Raw genomic sequence first — 16,833 nt, 5'->3', positions numbered from 1 at the left:
CTCCGCTCCCGCGGTGCCGGCCGGCTCAGGCCCCCGGCATCCGGCCCAGCTGGACCAGCGAAGTCCCCCGCCGGCGCGAGGAGAAGAACGCCCGGCCCGGCGGCATCGGCCGCGGCCGCACGGTGCCGATCAGGTCGCCCTCGGACGGATCGCCCGACAGCACCACGCCCTGCGCGCCCAGCTCCTTGATGCGCTGCATGAACGGCTCGTACAGCGACCGCGAGGCCCCCGCGGAGTTCCGCGCGATGATGAACCGGACGCCCGTGTCCCGGGCGAACGGCAGGTACTCCACCAGCGGCCCCAGCGGATTGCCCTGGCTCGTGGCCACCAGGTCGAAGTCGTCGATGATGATGTACACGTCCGGGCCCGTCCACCAGCTGCGGTCCCGCAGCTGCTGCGGGGTGACGTCCTCCGGCGGCTGCCGCCGGGCGAACACGCCACCCAGCGCCTCCATGTGCATCTGCAGGGAGCTCGCCATCGGCGCGTACTCCAACAGGTGCTCCTCCGGCAGCGCCCCCAGCAGGGTGCGCCGGTAGTCGCCGACGACCAGCCGGGCCTGGTCCGGGCTGTACCGCCGGGCGATCTGCTGCGCGACGAGGCGCAGCAGGTTCGTCTTGCCCGATTCGCTCTCGCCGAAGACGAGGAGGAACGGGTCCGTCTCGAAGTCGACGAACACCGGCTCCAGGTTCGTCTCGTCGATGCCGATCGCGATGCCGCGCTCGGGGAAGTCCCCGCCGCCCGGCAGCTGGTCCGCGTGCAGCAGCCGCGGCAGCAGCCGCACGCCCGGCGCCGCCGGACCCGACCAGTTCTCCTTCACCGCCGACACGAACGCGGCCGTCGCGTCCGACAGCTCCTCCACGTCGTGCGAGCCGTCGATCCGCGGCAGCGCCCCCAGGAAGTGCAGCTTCTCCGGCACCTGGCCGCGACCCGGCATGCCCGTCGGGACGTTCGCCGCGACCTTCCGGTCGAACTCGGAGTCCATGACGTCACCGAGCCGCAGCTCCAGCCGGCCCAGCATCTGGTCCTTCAGCGCGGCCCGCACCTCCATGTAGCGCGCCGCCGTGATCACCACGTGGATGCCGTAGCCCAGACCGCGCGACGCGATGTCCGTGACCACCGGCTCCAGGCCGTCGTACTCGCCGCGGAAACCACCCCAGCCGTCGATGACGAGGAACACGTCGCCCCACGCCTCGCCGGGCAGCTCGCCCGCGGCACGCTTGCGCCGGTAGGTGCCGATCGAGTCGATCCCGTGGGCCCGGAAGAACTCCTCGCGGCGGTTGAGGATGCCGGCCACCTCCGCGACCGTGCGCCGCACCCGCTCCGGGTCCAGGCGCGAGGCGATCCCGCCGACGTGCGGCAGCTCCGCCACCGCCGACAGACCGCCGCCGCCGAAGTCCAGCCCGTAGAACTGCACCTCGCGCGGGGTGTGCGTGAGCGCGAACGCGGAGATCAACGTCCGCATCAGCGTCGACTTGCCCGACTGCGGACCGCCGACCACCATCATGTGTCCCGCCGCACCCGAGAAGTCCCGGTAGAGCACCTCGCGCCGCTGCTCGAACGGCTTGTCGATCAGCCCGAGCGGCACCACCAGCCCGCCCGGCCGCGTGTAGCCGTCCGCGTGCAGCCCGCGCTCCGCCGACGCCGCCAGCGCCGGCAGCAGCTGGTCCAGCGCCGGAGCCCGGTCCAGCGGCGGCAGCCACACCTGGTGCGCCGGCACCCCCTGCCCCTCCAGCCGGGACACGATCACGTCCAGCACCGTGTCCGCGAGCGCGTCGTCCTCCTGCTCGGCCTGCGCCGCCAGGTACGCCGGGTCCGGGGCCGCGTACACCACCGGCACCGGGGCCGCCGTGAACAGCGCGGGCCGCCGCTCCACCGGGAACCGGCCCACCGACAGCTCCCGCCCGCCCGAGCGGTAGGTGCCCGAGACGTACGCCGCCTTGAAGCGCACCATTTCGTCCGTGCCGAACTTCAGGTAGCCCGAACCCGGCACCGAGGGCAGGTGGTAGGCGTCCGGCACGCCGATCGCCGTGCGCGACTCCGCCGCCGAGAAGGTCCGCAGACCGATCCGGTACGACAGGTACGTGTCCAGCCCGCGCAGCTTGCCCTCCTCCAGGCGCTGCGAGGCCAGCAGCAGGTGCACGCCCAGCGAACGGCCGATCCGGCCGATCTGGATGAACATGTCGATGAAATCGGGCTTCGCGGTGAGCAGCTCGCTGAACTCGTCGATCACCAGCACCAGCGAGGCCAGCGGCTCCAGCGGGGCACCCGCCGCGCGCGCCTTCTCGTAGTCGTGGATGTTCGCGTAGTTGCCCGCCGAGCGCAGCAGCTCCTGACGGCGCTGCAGCTCGCCGCGGATCGAGTCGCCCATGCGGTCCACCAGCGTCAGGTTCGCGTCCGCAGCAGCTCCTGACGGCGCTGCAGCTCGCCGCGGATCGAGTCGCCCATGCGGTCCACCAGCGTCAGGTCGTCCGCCAGGTTGGTGATGACCGCCGCGACGTGCGGCATCTGCCCCATGCCGGTGAACGTCGCACCGCCCTTGAAGTCAGCGAGGACGAAGTTCAGCGTCTCCGAGGTGTGCGTGACCGCCAGGCCCAGCACCAGCGTGCGCAGCAGCTCCGACTTGCCCGAACCCGTCGCGCCGACGCACAGCCCGTGCGGGCCCATGCCCTCCTGCGCCGCCTCCTTCAGGTCCAGCATCACCGGCGAGCCGTCCTCGCCCACGCCGATCGGCACGCGCAGCCGCTCACCGGCCGACCGCGGCCGCCAGGTCCGGGCCACGTCGACCGACGCCGCGTCGCCCAGGTTCAGCAGGTCCGTGAAGTCCAGGTTGGCCAGCAGCGGCTCGTCGTCGTCACCACCGCCGGTGCGCAGCGGCGCCAACTGGCGCGCGAGCGCCTCCGCCGCCGGCAGCGACAGGCTGTCCGGCAGGCCCTCGTACGCGACCCCGCCCCCCGACTCCAGGCGCAGCCTCCCCGGCCGCGCCACGACCGACAGCCCACCGCGCGGCTCGTCCAGCTCACCCGCGACCACCTCGACGATCGTCACGCCCTGCAGGCCCTCGGCCGCCGCGAACGCCGACTCGGCCGGCACCAGCCCGCCGCGGGAGTTGGCGTCCAGGACGATGACCAGGTGCGGCTGGTCCAGCACGGGAGAGGTGTCCCGGCTGAACCGCGGCCGCCCCTCCAGCCGCGGCGCCAGCAGCGCCTCCACCTCGGTCAGGTCGTCGCCGAACAGCCGCTTGCTGCCCGCCCCGTCGACCTGCCCCGGCACCTGGGTGTGCGGCAGCCACTTCACCCAGTCCCACGCCTCCACCGCGCCCGGCGCGGCCACCACGGCCACCACCATGTCGTCGGGCGAGTGCAGCGTCGCCAGCTGCGCCACCACCGCCCGGGCCGCACCGCGCGCCGACTCCGGTTCCCCGGAGACCGTCACGTGGTAGAAGGCCCGCAGCGACACCGCCACCGGCAGCCCGTCCAGCGAGGAGTGCACCTTCAGGAACCGCTGCATCGCGCCCGCCGTCAGCGGCTCCAGCTCGTCCACCGGCGCGGTGTCCGGCGCCACCAGCGGCGTAGCCAGCCGCTGCGCGCCCAGCCCCAGCCTGGCCTGCCCGAAGTCGGCGTCGCCCACGCGCCGTTCCCACAGCCGCGAGCCCTCGGCCACCACCGACCACAACTGCTCCGGCGCCGGGTGCAGGTACAACTGCGCGTCGCGCTGAGCCCGTGCGGTCCGGCGCACCTGACGGCGCGTCTGCGCGAGGTATTTCAGGTAGTCCCTGCGCACATCGGCCATTTGCCCCTGCGTACCGCGGCGGTGCCGGACCAGCTGCGCGATGACCATCGCCACCGTCGACACCAGCATCAGCACGCCCATGATGCGCATGAACGGCGCCGCGCCCGGCATGAAGAAGAAGACGACCGAGGAACCCATGCCCAGCATCGGCAGGAGCTGCATCAGCATGCCCTCCTGCTGCCCCCGGGGAAGCTCCGGCGGAGCCTCAAGCCTCAGTTCGTCCGAAGGGACTTCGGGCGGCAGGGACCGCGGCGGGCGTTTGACGACGATCTGACTCACCGGAGCATCAATCCCTCGAAAGCGGACCGGACGCTGCTGCGGCGCCCCAAGTCCCGGGCGCGAAGGGGCTCTCCGCGCGCGACGGTGATCCTACTTGCCGACTGTCATGCATACTCCCGGTAGGGTGGCCCGCGCAGTATGCGCATCCGCGAATCAGACACCGCCGCGGCGCGCACCCGCTCCGCCGATCAGGGGGTCCCACAGGTGAGTACGGCCGCAGCGACGGGCTTCTGCAGGGTCACCGTCGTGGCCCCCGACAGCCGCATCGACGTCGCCCTCCCCGAGGACATCGCCGTCGCCGACATCCACCCCGAACTGCTGCGCCTCACCGGCCAGACCCAGCCCGTCGGCACGCCCACCGGCTACCATCTCGTCCGCCGCGACGGCACCGTCCTCGACGGCGCCCGCAGCCTCGCCGCCCAACAGGTCCTCGACGGCGAGGTGCTCAGCCTCCGCCCGTTCGCCGAGTCGCTGCCGCCCGCCGTCTTCGACGACGTCTCCGACGCCGTCGCCTCCGCCGTCGTCCGCGACCGCCACCTGTGGAGCGACGACATGCTGCGCGGCGCGGGCCTGGCCGGCGCCGCCGTCCTCCTCGTCCTGCTCGGCTTCGTCCTCTGGTACGCCGACCCCGTCCGGCACGACATGCACGGCCTGCCCGGCATCATCGCCGGCGCCTTCGGCCTGCTGCTGACCGCCGCCGCCGGCGTCCGCGCCCGCGTCTACCGCGACCGCGGCTCCGCCGTCGCCCTCGGCCTCGGCGCCCTGCCGCAGCTGCTGATCGCCGGCTCCGGCATCGTCGCCCCCGCCGCCGGCCAGGGACCCGGCCGGCTGCAGTTCCTGCTCGGCTGCGTCTGCGTCCTGGTCGCCTCCGTCGCCCTGGTCGCGCTCACCCCGAACGGCGACGCCCCGTTCGTCGCCGCCACCTTCCTCGCCGCCACCGGCACCCTGGCCACCTTCCTCGCCGTCGTCACCGAGGCCTCCGCCACCGCCACCGCCGCCGGCTGCGCCCCCGTCGCCATCGGCCTCGTCGCCTTCCTGCCCGGCCTCTCCGCCCGCTTCGCCCGGCTGCCCATCGGCTACGCCGCCCCGCAGAGCGCCGTCGAGGCCTACGAGACCCCGGACCGCTACGAGACCGAGCCGTACGGCGACCCCGCCACCGGCCCCGACCAGGGCGACGCCGGCACCCCGCTCGACGCCGACGCCATCGCCACCCAGGCCCGCCGCGGCCACGAGATGCTGCTCGGCCTCGTCGCCGGCTGCGCCGCCGTCGCCGTCGGCTCCGCCGCCGTCCTCGGCTTCTCCGACAACACCTGGGGCCGGCTCCTGGCCCTGGCCACCGGCCTCGCCATGCTGCTGCGCGCCCGGCTCTTCCGCTACACCTCCCAGGTCGTGTGCGCCCTGGCAGCGGGCCTGGCCGCCGTCGCCCTACTGGTCCTGGGCCTGGCCCTGCACCCGCCGGCCGACCTGCTGGCGGAGCTCACCCGCTACCACGACCGCGGCGGCCTGGACCTCCGTACGATCTGGCTGTCCGCCGCGGTCGCCGCCGGTGCGGCCCTCCTCGCCGGAATTGCGCTGGTCATACCCCGCAAGGGTCTGTCACCCTTCTGGGGGCGGCTGCTCGACCTCACCGAGGCCGCCGTCCTGCTCAGCCTGGTCCCGCTGGCCCTGGCCGTCCTCGACGTCTACTCCCGGGCCCGCTCGCTCACCAGCTGAGACGCGCCGCGCGGGCAGCCTGGTACGCTGTGTGACGGCCGTCTGTGCACGCGGCCCCGGAACCCTCCGGGGACTGCGCCCGACGGACCCGCCTCCCGAGTAACGGAAGACCCCCAGAGACGACGACCTGGGGCACTCGGTGGCCACGAAACACCCAAGAGGAGTAAACGTGTCGCTCGACGCCGCCACGAAGAAGCAGATCATGGCCGAGTTCGGTACCAAGGAGGGCGACACCGGCTCCCCCGAGGTCCAGGTCGCGCTGCTTTCCCGCCGCATCTCGGACCTGACCGAGCACCTGAAGGCCCACAAGCACGACCACCACTCCCGCCGTGGTCTGCTGATCCTCGTCGGCCAGCGCCGCCGCCTGCTGCAGTACCTGGCCAAGAAGGACATCCAGCGCTTCCGTACGCTGGTCGACCGCCTCGGCATCCGCCGCGGTGCGGCCGGCGCCAAGTAAGTCGCTGAGAAGGGAGCGGTTCCCACGCTGAGGGGGCCGCTCCCTTCGCCGTACGTGCCGTGCGCCCGCTCTGCGTGCGCGACGTACCCGCCGCTTTGTAGTCTGGACGCACGTGCGCGTCGCACTGCGGTGCACAACTGAAGAAGGAGGAGCGCCCTCCTACGCCGCCGGTCCTCGGTAGTGGTACCCGGAAATGCCCCACGGGCGCCGAACCGGGTACTTCGATCGAAGACCGGCCCGCACGCAAGGAGCGCTTCTCCGGCCGTCCGCCGCCACACGGGCCGCGGACGGAGACGACGAAAATGGAGAAAACGCTAGTGGAGAACGAGACCCACTACGCCGAGGCCGTCATTGACAACGGTTCCTTCGGCACCCGTACGATCCGCTTCGAGACGGGCCGCCTGGCCCGCCAGGCCGCCGGCTCCGCCGTCGCCTACCTGGACGACGACACGATGGTGCTGTCGGCCACCACCGCGTCGAAGAAGCCCAAGGACCAGCTCGACTTCTTCCCCCTGACGGTCGACGTCGAGGAGCGGCAGTACGCGGCCGGCAAGATCCCCGGCTCGTTCTTCCGCCGCGAGGGCCGGCCCTCCGAGGACGCGGTCCTCACCTGCCGCCTGATCGACCGCCCGCTGCGCCCGTCCTTCAAGAAGGGCCTGCGCAACGAGATCCAGGTCGTCGCCACCGTCATGGCGCTGAACCCGGACCACCTGTACGACGTCATCGCGATCAACGCCGCGTCCGCGTCCACCCAGCTCGCCGGCCTGCCCTTCTCCGGTCCGATCGGCGGCGTCCGCGTCGCGCTGATCAAGGGCCAGTGGGTCGCGTTCCCGACCCACTCCGAGCTCGAGGACGCCGTCTTCGACATGGTCGTCGCCGGCCGCGTCCTGGAGGACGGCGACGTCGCGATCATGATGGTCGAGGCCGAGGCCACCGAGCAGACCATCACCCTCGTCAAGGGCGGCGCCGAGGCGCCGACCGAGGAGGTCGTCGCCGCCGGTCTCGAGGCCGCGAAGCCGTTCATCAAGGTCCTGTGCAAGGCCCAGTCGGACCTCGCCGCCAAGGCCGCCAAGCCCGAGGGCGAGTTCCCGGTCTTCCTGGACTACGAGGACGACGTCTTCGCCGCCCTGGAGCAGGCCGTCCGCGGTGAGCTGGCCCAGGCCCTGACCATCGCCGGCAAGCAGGAGCGCGAGACCGAGCTGGACCGCGTCAAGGAGCTCGCCGCCGAGAAGCTCCTCCCGGCCTTCGAGGGCCGCGAGAAGGAGATCTCCGCCGCTTACCGCAGCCTGACCAAGGCCCTGGTCCGCGAGCGCGTCATCAAGGACAAGGTCCGCATCGACGGCCGCGGCGTGACCGACATCCGCACCCTGGCCGCCGAGGTCGAGGCGATCCCGCGGGTCCACGGCTCCGCCCTGTTCGAGCGTGGCGAGACCCAGATCCTGGGCGTCACCACCCTCAACATGCTCCGCATGGAGCAGCAGCTGGACACCCTCTCCCCGGTGACCCGCAAGCGCTACATGCACAACTACAACTTCCCGCCGTACTCCGTCGGCGAGACGGGCCGCGTCGGCTCCCCGAAGCGCCGCGAGATCGGCCACGGCGCCCTCGCCGAGCGCGCCCTCGTCCCGGTCCTGCCGAGCCGCGAGGAGTTCCCGTACGCGATCCGCCAGGTGTCCGAGGCCCTCGGCTCCAACGGTTCGACGTCCATGGGCTCGGTCTGCGCCTCCACCATGTCGCTGCTGAACGCCGGTGTGCCGCTGAAGGCCCCCGTCGCCGGCATCGCCATGGGCCTGATCTCCCAGGAGATCGACGGCAAGACCCACTACGTCGCCCTCACCGACATCCTCGGTGCGGAGGACGCCTTCGGCGACATGGACTTCAAGGTCGCCGGCACCAAGGAGTTCGTCACCGCCCTCCAGCTCGACACCAAGCTGGACGGCATCCCGGCCTCCGTCCTGGCCGCGGCCCTCAAGCAGGCCCGCGACGCCCGCCTCCACATCCTCGACGTGATGATGGAAGCGATCGACACGCCGGACGAGATGTCCCCGAACGCCCCGCGGATCATCACCGTCAAGATCCCCGTGGACAAGATCGGTGAGGTCATCGGCCCCAAGGGCAAGATGATCAACCAGATCCAGGAGGACACCGGCGCCGAGATCACGATCGAGGACGACGGCACCATCTACATCGGTGCCGCCGACGGCCCGGCCGCCGAGGCCGCCCGCGCCACGATCAACTCGATCGCCAACCCGACCATGCCGGAGGTCGGCGAGCGCTACCTGGGTACGGTCGTCAAGACCACCACCTTCGGTGCCTTCGTCTCCCTGCTCCCGGGCAAGGACGGCCTGCTGCACATCTCGCAGATCCGCAAGCTCGCCGGTGGCAAGCGCGTGGAGAACGTCGAGGACGTGCTCGCGGTCGGCACCAAGGTCCAGGTCGAGATCGCCGAGATCGACCAGCGCGGCAAGCTCTCCCTGATCCCCGTGATCGAGGGCGAGGACGCCGACGCCGACGCCGACGCCGACAAGGACGACTCCGACAAGTGACGTCGCGTAGTTCCCGTGTGACGGCCCGCCCCTCTTCGGAGGGGCGGGCCGTCGCCCGTACCCAAACCCTGCTCAAGGGTCAGAACGGCATCGGCACCGTCCGGCGCACCGTCCTCCCCGGCGGACTGCGCATCGTCACCGAGACGCTGCCCTCCGTCCGCTCCGCCACCTTCGGCATCTGGGCGCACGTGGGCTCCCGCGACGAGACGCCCTCGCTCAACGGCGCCACGCACTACCTCGAACACCTCCTCTTCAAGGGCACCGGCAAGCGCAGCGCCCTCGACATCTCCTCCGCGATCGACGCGGTCGGCGGCGAGATGAACGCCTTCACGGCGAAGGAGTACACCTGCTACTACGCGCGGGTGCTCGACACCGACCTGCCGCTGGCGATCGACGTCGTCTGCGACATGCTCACCGGCTCGCTGATCCGCGAGGAGGATGTCGACGCCGAGCGCGGCGTCATCCTCGAAGAGATCGCGATGACCGAGGACGACCCGGGCGACTGCGTGCACGACCTGTTCGCGCACACCATGTTCGGCGACTCCCCGCTGGGCCGTCCCGTCCTCGGCACCGTCGACACGATCAACGCCCTCGGTGCCGAGCGGATCCACCGCTTCTACCGCAAGCACTACGACCCCACCCACCTGGTGGTGGCCGCCGCCGGCAACGTCGACCACGCCAAGGTCGTACGCCAGGTCCGCGCGGCCTTCGAGCGGGCCGGCGCCCTCGGACGCACCGACGCCGCGCCGATCGGCCCCCGCGGCGGCACCAAGCGGATCCGCACCTCCGGCAAGGTCGACCTGGTCAGCCGCAAGACCGAGCAGGCCCACGTCGTCCTCGGCATGCCGGGCCTCGCCCGCACCGACGACCGCCGCTGGGCCCTGGGGGTGCTGAACACCGCCCTCGGCGGCGGCATGTCCTCCCGGCTCTTCCAGGAGGTCCGGGAGAAGCGCGGCCTGGCCTACAGCGTGTACTCGTACACCTCCGCCTTCGCCGACACCGGCCTGTTCGGCGTGTACGCGGGCTGCCGCCCCAGCCAGGTCCACGACGTGCTCCGGATCTGCCGCGACGAGCTCGGGAAGGTCGTGGCGGACGGCCTCACGGACGAGGAGATCAAGCGGGCCATCGGCCAGCTGTCCGGCTCCACCGTCCTCGGGCTGGAGGACACCGGCGCGATCATGAACCGGATCGGCAAGAGCGAGCTGTGCTGGGGCGACCAGATGTCGGTCGACGACATGCTGGCCGAGATCGCCGCCGTGACCCCGGACGACGTCCGCTCGGTCGCCCGGGACGTACTCGCCCAGCGACCGTCGCTCGCGGTGATGGGCCCGCTGAAGGAGAAGCAGGCCGCCCGCCTCGACGAGGCGGTGGCCTGAGCCATGCGCGGCAGGGGCGCGGGCCGGTCCCCCTTCGGGGACGGCCGGCCGCCGCCCCGCCCGCACCCCCGGCGGCCTGGCCGCCACGTCCAGTGGAAGCGAAGGAAGTACGCATGAGCAGCAAGCTGCGGGTCGCGGTACTCGGTGCGCAGGGGCGCATCGGATCCGAAGCCGTCCGGGCCGTCGAGGCCGCCGAGGACATGGAGCTGGTCGCCGCGCTCACCCGCGGGGACAAGCTGGAGACGCTGGCCGAGACCGGCGCCCAGGTCGCCGTCGAGCTGACCACCCCCGGGTCCGTCATGGGCAACCTCGACTTCTGCCTGCGCCACGGCATCCACGCCGTCGTCGGCACCACCGGCTGGACCGAGGACCGCCTCGGCCAGCTGCGGGGCTGGCTCGCCGCGTTCCCCGGGACCGGCGTGCTCATCGCACCCAACTTCTCCATCGGCGCCGTCCTCACCATGAAGTTCGCCGCCCAGGCCGCCCGCTACTTCGAGTCCGTCGAGGTCGTGGAGCTGCACCACCCGAACAAGGTCGACGCCCCCTCCGGCACGGCCACCCGCACCGCCCAGCTCATCGCCGCGGCCCGCGCCGAGGCGGGCTGCGCCCCGCAGCCCGACGCCACGGCCACCGCGCTGGACGGCGCCCGCGGCGCGGACGTCGACGGCGTCCCGGTGCACGCGATCCGCCTGCGCGGCCTGCTGGCCCACCAGGAGGTGCTGCTCGGCGCGGAGGGCGAAACCCTGACCATCCGTCACGACTCCCTGCACCACAGCAGCTTCATGCCGGGCATCCTGCTCGGCGTGCGGCGCGTGGTGGAGACCCCGGGCCTCACCTTCGGCCTGGAAAACTTCCTCGACCTCGGCTGACGAGCAGGCGGCAACACCCCATGCGCGCGAAGATCACCTATTTCATCACGGCCGCCGTCCTGGTCGTCTACTTCGTCCTGGTCGGTAGCCGGGGCCTGCTGCTGATCGAGCAGGGCACCTGGCTGACGGTCACCTTCGGCACGGCCGTGCTGATCCTGCCGGTCATCGGCATCTGGTTCCTGTGGAAGAACACCCGGTTCGTCACCCGGGCCAACCAGCTGGCCGCCGAGCTGGAGGCCGAGGGCGGGCTGCCCGTCGACGAGCTGGAGCGGGACCAGTACGGGCGGATCCTTCGGGACTCCGCCGACGAGGTCTTCGCACGCCGCAAGGCCGAGACGGAGGACGCGCCGGGCGACTGGCGCAGCTGGTTCCGGCTCGCGGTCGCCTACCACGACGCCCGCGACACCCCGCGGGCGCGCAAGGCCATGATGCGGGCCATCGCCCTGCACGACAGGAAGCCCGTACAGGTCTGATCCCCGTACGGGCTCCCCGTGCGCGCCGTGCGCCTCAGGCGGCGGCGCGCACCGTCCGGTAGTCCTCGGCCCAGGCCTCGACCGTGTCGACGGCCCGTCGGAAGGCCTCGCCGCGGGACAGGAAGTCGGCGTTCTGGTCGGTGAGCAGCGCCGGCAGCTCCGCGCCGCTGCGGCACGTCGCGATCAGCGCCTGGCCCTGCACCGTCCTCGGCAGCCCGAGCCAGCGCACCGGCTGCTGCACCGTGCGGAGCTCCGTGATCTCGTCCCAGGGGACCGAGCGGGCGCTGAAGACCCCGACCCGGCGCAGCCCCGCACGGCTCACCCACACGCCCGTCATCAGCATCCGCAGCGCGGTGCCGACGACGCTGAGCGCGGCGACGAGGCAGACGGCGGCCCCGGCCCAGGTGCCCGCGAAGGCGATGATCATGGTGGCGAACAGCATGAACGCCGCGAGCAGCAGCAGTACGGCGGAGCCCGCCACCCGCCAGGGACCGGGCCGGTGGGGCCGGCGCCAGCGGTCGAGGTCGTGATGGGCGAGCGGGACGTCTTCCTCTTGCGCGTCGAACGCGCCGTCGGCCGTCAGGAAGGACAGGGGCACGGCGGGACCTCACTCACATGCACGTTCGGTTGGGCTTGCCCGTGAGGCTACCGCCCGTGGGAGGCCTCCGACTGCTGCGACTTGGCGGGCGCCTGCTGCGGCTGCAGTGCGGGAACGCCGAAGAGCAGGGAGCCGACGAGCCCCGCCACCACGGTCAGACCGACCAGACTACGGGCGGCCAACTGGGTTCTGCTCAGGCGCTCGCGCGGCGGCGGAGTGACATTGCTGCGGAAGCGGTCGGCCTCGGCGACGAAGGCGAACGGGACGGGCTCGCGCCGGGGGCTACCACCCGGCGGGAGCTGGGGGAGGGGCATGGGACGGCTCTCCTCGGGGTCGGGCCCCGGTGCGGGGCGGAGGTCGGACACGGGGGTGCTACCGGTAGGACGTACGAACCGCCCGATTGGTGCCGGAATCCGGGACGGCGGGGAGTATTGCGTGGCGCTCCGTCAGGCGCGTTGACGCCGGGGTGCCTCGGGGGCGCGTGCGAGAAGTGCCGTGACGGGCGCCGTAGAGTGGGCGCGCCCCCTGTAGGTCGTCCGGAAGGATCCCCGGTGAGCGAGACCGCCGCCCCCGCCCTGAAACCCATTTTCCGCAGTGATGTGACGGTGGAACTGGTCAAGCACACCGCCGCCGACTCGGACGTGCTGTGGGCCGCCCGGGTCTCGACGGCCGGCGAGATGTCGCTCGACGAGCTGCAGAAGGACCCGGAGCGCTCCAAGGGCCTCATCAACTACCTGATGCGGGACCGCCACGGCAGCCCCTTCGAGCACAACTCGATGACCTTCTTCATCAGTGCCCCGATCTTCGTGTTCCGCGAGTTCATGCGGCACCGCGTCGGCTGGTCGTACAACGAGGAGTCGGGCCGCTACAGGGAGCTCGAGCCGGTGTTCTACGTCCCGGACGCGGAGCGCAAGCTGGTCCAGGAGGGTCGGCCGGGCAAGTACGTCTTCGTCGAGGGCACCGAGGCGCAGCTGGAGCTCACCGGCCGGATCATGGAGGACTCGTACCGGCAGGCTTACGAGTCCTACCAGGAGATGCTGGCGGCGGGCGTGGCCCGCGAGGTGGCCCGCTCGGTCCTGCCCGTCGGCCTGTTCTCCTCGATGTACGCCACCTGCAACGCGCGCTCGCTGATGCACTTCCTGGGGCTGCGCACCCAGCACGAGCTCGCGCAGGTGCCGTCCTTCCCGCAGCGGGAGATCGAGATGGTGGGCGAGAAGATGGAGCAGCACTGGGCCAAGCTGATGCCGCTCACGTACTCCGCCTTCAACGCGAACGGCCGCATCGCCCCGTGAGCGGGGAGGGCCGGGAAGGGCCCGGCGGTCGGCCCACCGCCCGATCCGTATAGATGTACGGAACCAAGTCCGAAGTGTCCGTATTGCGACGTTTCGTGAAGTTCATCTAGGCTGATCAAACGGACCCGGCACTGCTTGAACCCCCGAGCAGGCAGTGCCGGGCTCCAAGCACCCTCCCGACCGCCACAGGAGGGCGCGCCTGGCGTTACGTCCCCCGAGGGGTCACTGCGAGCGTGGCAGCGAGTAGCGTGTTACCCATGGCTCCGATCTCGACTCCGCAGACCCCCTTCGGGCGGGTCCTCACCGCCATGATCACGCCGTTCACGGCGGATGGCGCACTCGACCTCGACGGCGCGCAGCGGCTCGCCGTCCACCTGGTGGACGCAGGCAACGACGGCCTGATCGTCAACGGGACCACCGGTGAGTCCCCGACCACCACCGACGCGGAGAAAGACGACCTCGTACGAGCCGTCCTGGAGGCCGTCGGCGACCGTGCCCACGTCGTCGCCGGCATCGGGACGAACGACACCCGCCACACGCTGGAGCTCGCCCGCCAGGCCGAGCGGACCGGCGCGCACGGCCTGCTGGCCGTCACGCCGTACTACAACAAGCCGCCGCAGGAGGGTCTCTACCGGCACTTCACGGCCATCGCCGACGCCACCGAGCTCCCGGTGATGCTGTACGACATCCCCGGCCGCAGCGGCGTCCCGATCAACACCGAGACCCTGGTGCGCCTGGCCGAGCACCCCCGCATCGTGGCCAACAAGGACGCCAAGGGCGACCTCGGCCGCGCCAGCTGGGCCATCGCCCGGAGCGGCCTCGCCTGGTACTCGGGCGACGACATGCTGAACCTGCCGCTGCTGTCGGTCGGCGCCGTCGGCTTCGTCTCCGTCGTCGGCCACGTGGTCGCTCCCGAGCTGCGCGCGATGCTCGAGGCCCACCTCGGTGGCGACGTCCAGAAGGCCACCGAGATCCACCAGAAGCTGCTCCCGGTCTTCACCGGCATGTTCCGCACCCAGGGCGTGATCACCACCAAGGGCGCCCTGAACCTCCAGGGCCTGCCCGCCGGCCCGCTGCGGCTCCCGCTGGTCGAGCTGACCCCCGAGGAGACCGCGCAGCTCAAGATCGATCTTGCTGCCGGCGGGGTAGAGCTCTGACAACGGACTTCACAACTGAATAGGCAAGACCCGAAACAGACAGACACATGCAAGTGCACGAATGCACGACTGACATGCGCGCCACGTGCCCCGTACGCACGTGGCGTGCGTGGTGAGGAGAGACTTTTGAGCCATCCGCACCCTGAGCTCGGCCCGCCCCCGAAGCTTCCCAAGGGCGGCCTGCGCGTCACCCCGCTGGGCGGCCTGGGCGAGATCGGCCGCAACATGACCGTCTTCGAGTTCGACGGCCGACTGCTGATCGTCGACTGCGGCGTGCTCTTCCCCGAGGAGGAGCAGCCGGGCATCGACCTGATCCTGCCGGACTTCACGTCCATCCGGGACCGGCTCGACGACATCGAGGGCATCGTCCTCACGCACGGTCACGAGGACCACATCGGCGCCGTCCCGTACCTCCTGCGCGAGAAGCCGGACATCCCGCTGATCGGCTCGAAGCTGACGCTGGCGCTCATCGAGGCGAAGCTCCAGGAGCACCGCATCCGCCCCTACACCCTCGAGGTGAAGGAGGGCGACCGCGAGAACCTGGGCGTCTTCGACTGTGAGTTCATCGCGGTCAACCACTCCATCCCGGACGCGCTGGCGGTCGCCATCCGCACGCCCGCGGGCCTGGTCGTCGCCACCGGCGACTTCAAGATGGACCAGCTCCCGATGGACAACCGTCTGACCGACCTGCACGCGTTCGCGCGGCTGAGCGAGGAGGGCATCGACCTCCTCCTGTCGGACTCGACGAACGCCGAGGTCCCGGGCTTCGTCCCGCCGGAGCGCGACATCTCGAACGTGATCCGCGGCGTCTTCGCCGGCGCGCAGCGGCGGATCATCGTGGCGAGCTTCGCCAGCCACGTCCACCGCATCCAGCAGGTCCTGGACGCGGCGCACGAGTACGGACGCCGGGTCGCCTTCGTGGGCCGTTCGATGGTCCGCAACATGGGCATCGCCCGTGACCTGGGGTACCTGCGGGTTCCGCCGGGCCTGGTCGTGGACGTGAAGACCCTCGACGACCTGCCGGACGACGAGGTCGTGCTGGTCTGCACGGGCTCCCAGGGCGAGCCGATGGCGGCCCTGTCCCGCATGGCCAACCGCGACCACCAGATCCGGATCGTCCCCGGCGACACCGTGATCCTGGCGTCGTCGCTGATCCCGGGCAACGAGAACGCGGTCTACCGCGTGATCAACGGCCTGACCCGCTGGGGCGCCAACGTCGTGCACAAGGGCAACGCCAAGGTGCACGTGTCCGGCCACGCGTCCGCGGGCGAGCTGCTGTACTTCTACAACATCTGCAAGCCGCGGAACCTCATGCCGGTCCACGGCGAGTGGCGCCACCTGCGCGCCAACGCCGAGCTCGGTGCGATGACGGGCGTCCCGAAGGACCGCATCGTGATCGCCGAGGACGGCGTCGTCGTGGACCTCATCGACGGCAGGGCCCGGATCGCCGGCAAGGTCCAGGCGGGCTACGTGTACGTGGACGGCCTCTCGGTCGGCGACGTCACGGAGACCTCCCTGAAGGACCGCCGGATCCTCGGCGAGGAGGGCATCGTCTCGGTCTTCGTCGTGGTGGACAGCACCACGGGCAAGGTCGTGAGCGGCCCGAACATCCAGGCCCGCGGCTCCGGCATCGAGGACTCGGCGTTCGCCGCGGTCCTGCCGAAGATCGAGGAGGCCATCGCCCGCGCCGCCGCCGACGGCGTCGCGGAGCCGCACCAGATCCAGCAGCTCATCCGCCGGACCATGGGCAAGTGGGTGTCGGACGGCTACCGCCGCCGTCCGATGATCCTGCCGGTCGTCGTCGAGGTCTGACCCCCGACGTAGCCGCTTCACCGGAGCGGGGCAACCCGATTTGCATCGGGGGCCCCGCTCCAGTACGTTTACGGCTCCACCTCGTACCAAGCCCGGGCACACTCCTGTGCCCGGACTCGTCGTGCGAGCGGGTGGTAATCAGACCCCAGGAAAGCCTGATAAGGTCTGATCCGCCCGAAAGGGAAAGGCCCTCCAACGGCCACCGAATTCAAATCCGGACCGGAAACGGAACGGAAAAGAGTCTGGTAAGGTTGGAATCGCCGGAAAGGGAAAGCGCGAAAGCGAAGAACCCGGAAAGCGAAGCGCGAAACACTCTGATAGAGTGGGAAACGCAAGAACGAAAGCCCGGAGGAAAGCCCGAGAGGGTGAGTACGAAGGAAGCGTCCGTTCCTTGAGAACTCAACAGCGTGCCAAAAATCAACGCCAGAAGTTGATACCCCGTCCACTTAGGTGGATGAGGTTCCTTTGAAAA

11 protein-coding genes and 1 pseudogene are annotated in these 16,833 nt (G+C 71.2%); 9 read left to right on the top strand and 3 right to left on the bottom strand.

What is annotated here, in order from left to right; all coding sequences use genetic code 11:
* Positions 1-25 precede the first annotated feature (25 nt).
* Positions 26-4,068, bottom strand: a pseudogene (eccCa, locus tag ACSHWO_RS09830) (type VII secretion protein EccCa).
* 204 nt (positions 4,069-4,272) lie between these two features.
* Between eccCa and eccD the strand changes: the two are divergent.
* From eccD to ACSHWO_RS09800, 6 genes are all read left to right on the top strand, one after another.
* Complete coding sequence (gene eccD / locus ACSHWO_RS09825) at positions 4,273-5,781, top strand: type VII secretion integral membrane protein EccD (RefSeq protein ID WP_438311210.1); 1,509 nt, start codon at positions 4,273-4,275, stop codon at positions 5,779-5,781.
* 169 nt (positions 5,782-5,950) lie between these two features.
* Complete coding sequence (rpsO, locus tag ACSHWO_RS09820) at positions 5,951-6,238, top strand: 30S ribosomal protein S15 (RefSeq protein WP_361102111.1); 288 nt, start codon at positions 5,951-5,953, stop codon at positions 6,236-6,238.
* A gap of 317 nt (positions 6,239-6,555) precedes the next feature.
* Positions 6,556-8,784: a polyribonucleotide nucleotidyltransferase gene (locus ACSHWO_RS09815; RefSeq protein ID WP_385843275.1), complete on the top strand. Its 2,229-nt coding sequence runs from the start codon at positions 6,556-6,558 to the stop codon at positions 8,782-8,784.
* Positions 8,781-10,160, top strand: coding sequence for a M16 family metallopeptidase (locus tag ACSHWO_RS09810; RefSeq protein ID WP_361102108.1), 1,380 nt, complete (start codon positions 8,781-8,783; stop codon positions 10,158-10,160). The genes ACSHWO_RS09815 and ACSHWO_RS09810 overlap by 4 nt, the downstream gene beginning before the upstream one ends.
* Positions 10,161-10,273: 113 nt before the next feature.
* Positions 10,274-11,029 (top strand): 4-hydroxy-tetrahydrodipicolinate reductase, encoded by a 756-nt coding sequence (gene dapB / locus ACSHWO_RS09805; protein WP_361102105.1) that lies wholly within the window; start codon positions 10,274-10,276, stop codon positions 11,027-11,029.
* Between the two features lie 20 nt (positions 11,030-11,049).
* Entirely contained in the window at positions 11,050-11,502 is a 453-nt protein-coding gene (locus tag ACSHWO_RS09800) for a hypothetical protein (protein WP_361102102.1), read from the top strand.
* 34 nt (positions 11,503-11,536) lie between these two features.
* Here the strand turns inward: ACSHWO_RS09800 and ACSHWO_RS09795 are convergent, their stop codons facing one another.
* On the bottom strand, positions 11,537-12,100 hold the full coding sequence (locus ACSHWO_RS09795) for a hypothetical protein (RefSeq protein ID WP_385842914.1): 564 nt from the start codon (positions 12,098-12,100) through the stop codon (positions 11,537-11,539).
* Positions 12,101-12,147: 47 nt separating this feature from the next.
* Positions 12,148-12,414 (bottom strand): hypothetical protein, encoded by a 267-nt coding sequence (locus tag ACSHWO_RS09790; RefSeq protein WP_385842910.1) that lies wholly within the window; start codon positions 12,412-12,414, stop codon positions 12,148-12,150.
* Positions 12,415-12,651: 237 nt separating this feature from the next.
* On the opposite strand from ACSHWO_RS09790, the gene thyX reads away from it, so the two are divergent.
* The 3 genes from thyX to ACSHWO_RS09775 all read left to right on the top strand — a co-directional run bounded on the left by thyX (position 12,652) and on the right by ACSHWO_RS09775 (position 16,361).
* Positions 12,652-13,392, top strand: coding sequence for an FAD-dependent thymidylate synthase (gene thyX, locus ACSHWO_RS09785; RefSeq protein ID WP_361102093.1), 741 nt, complete (start codon positions 12,652-12,654; stop codon positions 13,390-13,392).
* A 257-nt stretch (positions 13,393-13,649) separates the two neighbouring features.
* A complete protein-coding gene (gene dapA, locus ACSHWO_RS09780) occupies positions 13,650-14,549 on the top strand; it encodes a 4-hydroxy-tetrahydrodipicolinate synthase (RefSeq protein ID WP_361102090.1) in 900 nt (299 codons plus the stop codon).
* A gap of 126 nt (positions 14,550-14,675) precedes the next feature.
* On the top strand, positions 14,676-16,361 hold the full coding sequence (locus tag ACSHWO_RS09775) for a ribonuclease J (RefSeq protein WP_361102087.1): 1,686 nt from the start codon (positions 14,676-14,678) through the stop codon (positions 16,359-16,361).
* Positions 16,362-16,833 lie beyond the last annotated feature (472 nt).

It is taken from the genome of Streptomyces pallidus (ex Mingjun et al. 2026) (assembly GCF_051550185.1).
Classification (GTDB): domain Bacteria; phylum Actinomycetota; class Actinomycetes; order Streptomycetales; family Streptomycetaceae; genus Streptomyces.
This window is presented reverse-complemented; position numbering and strand designations above follow the sequence as displayed.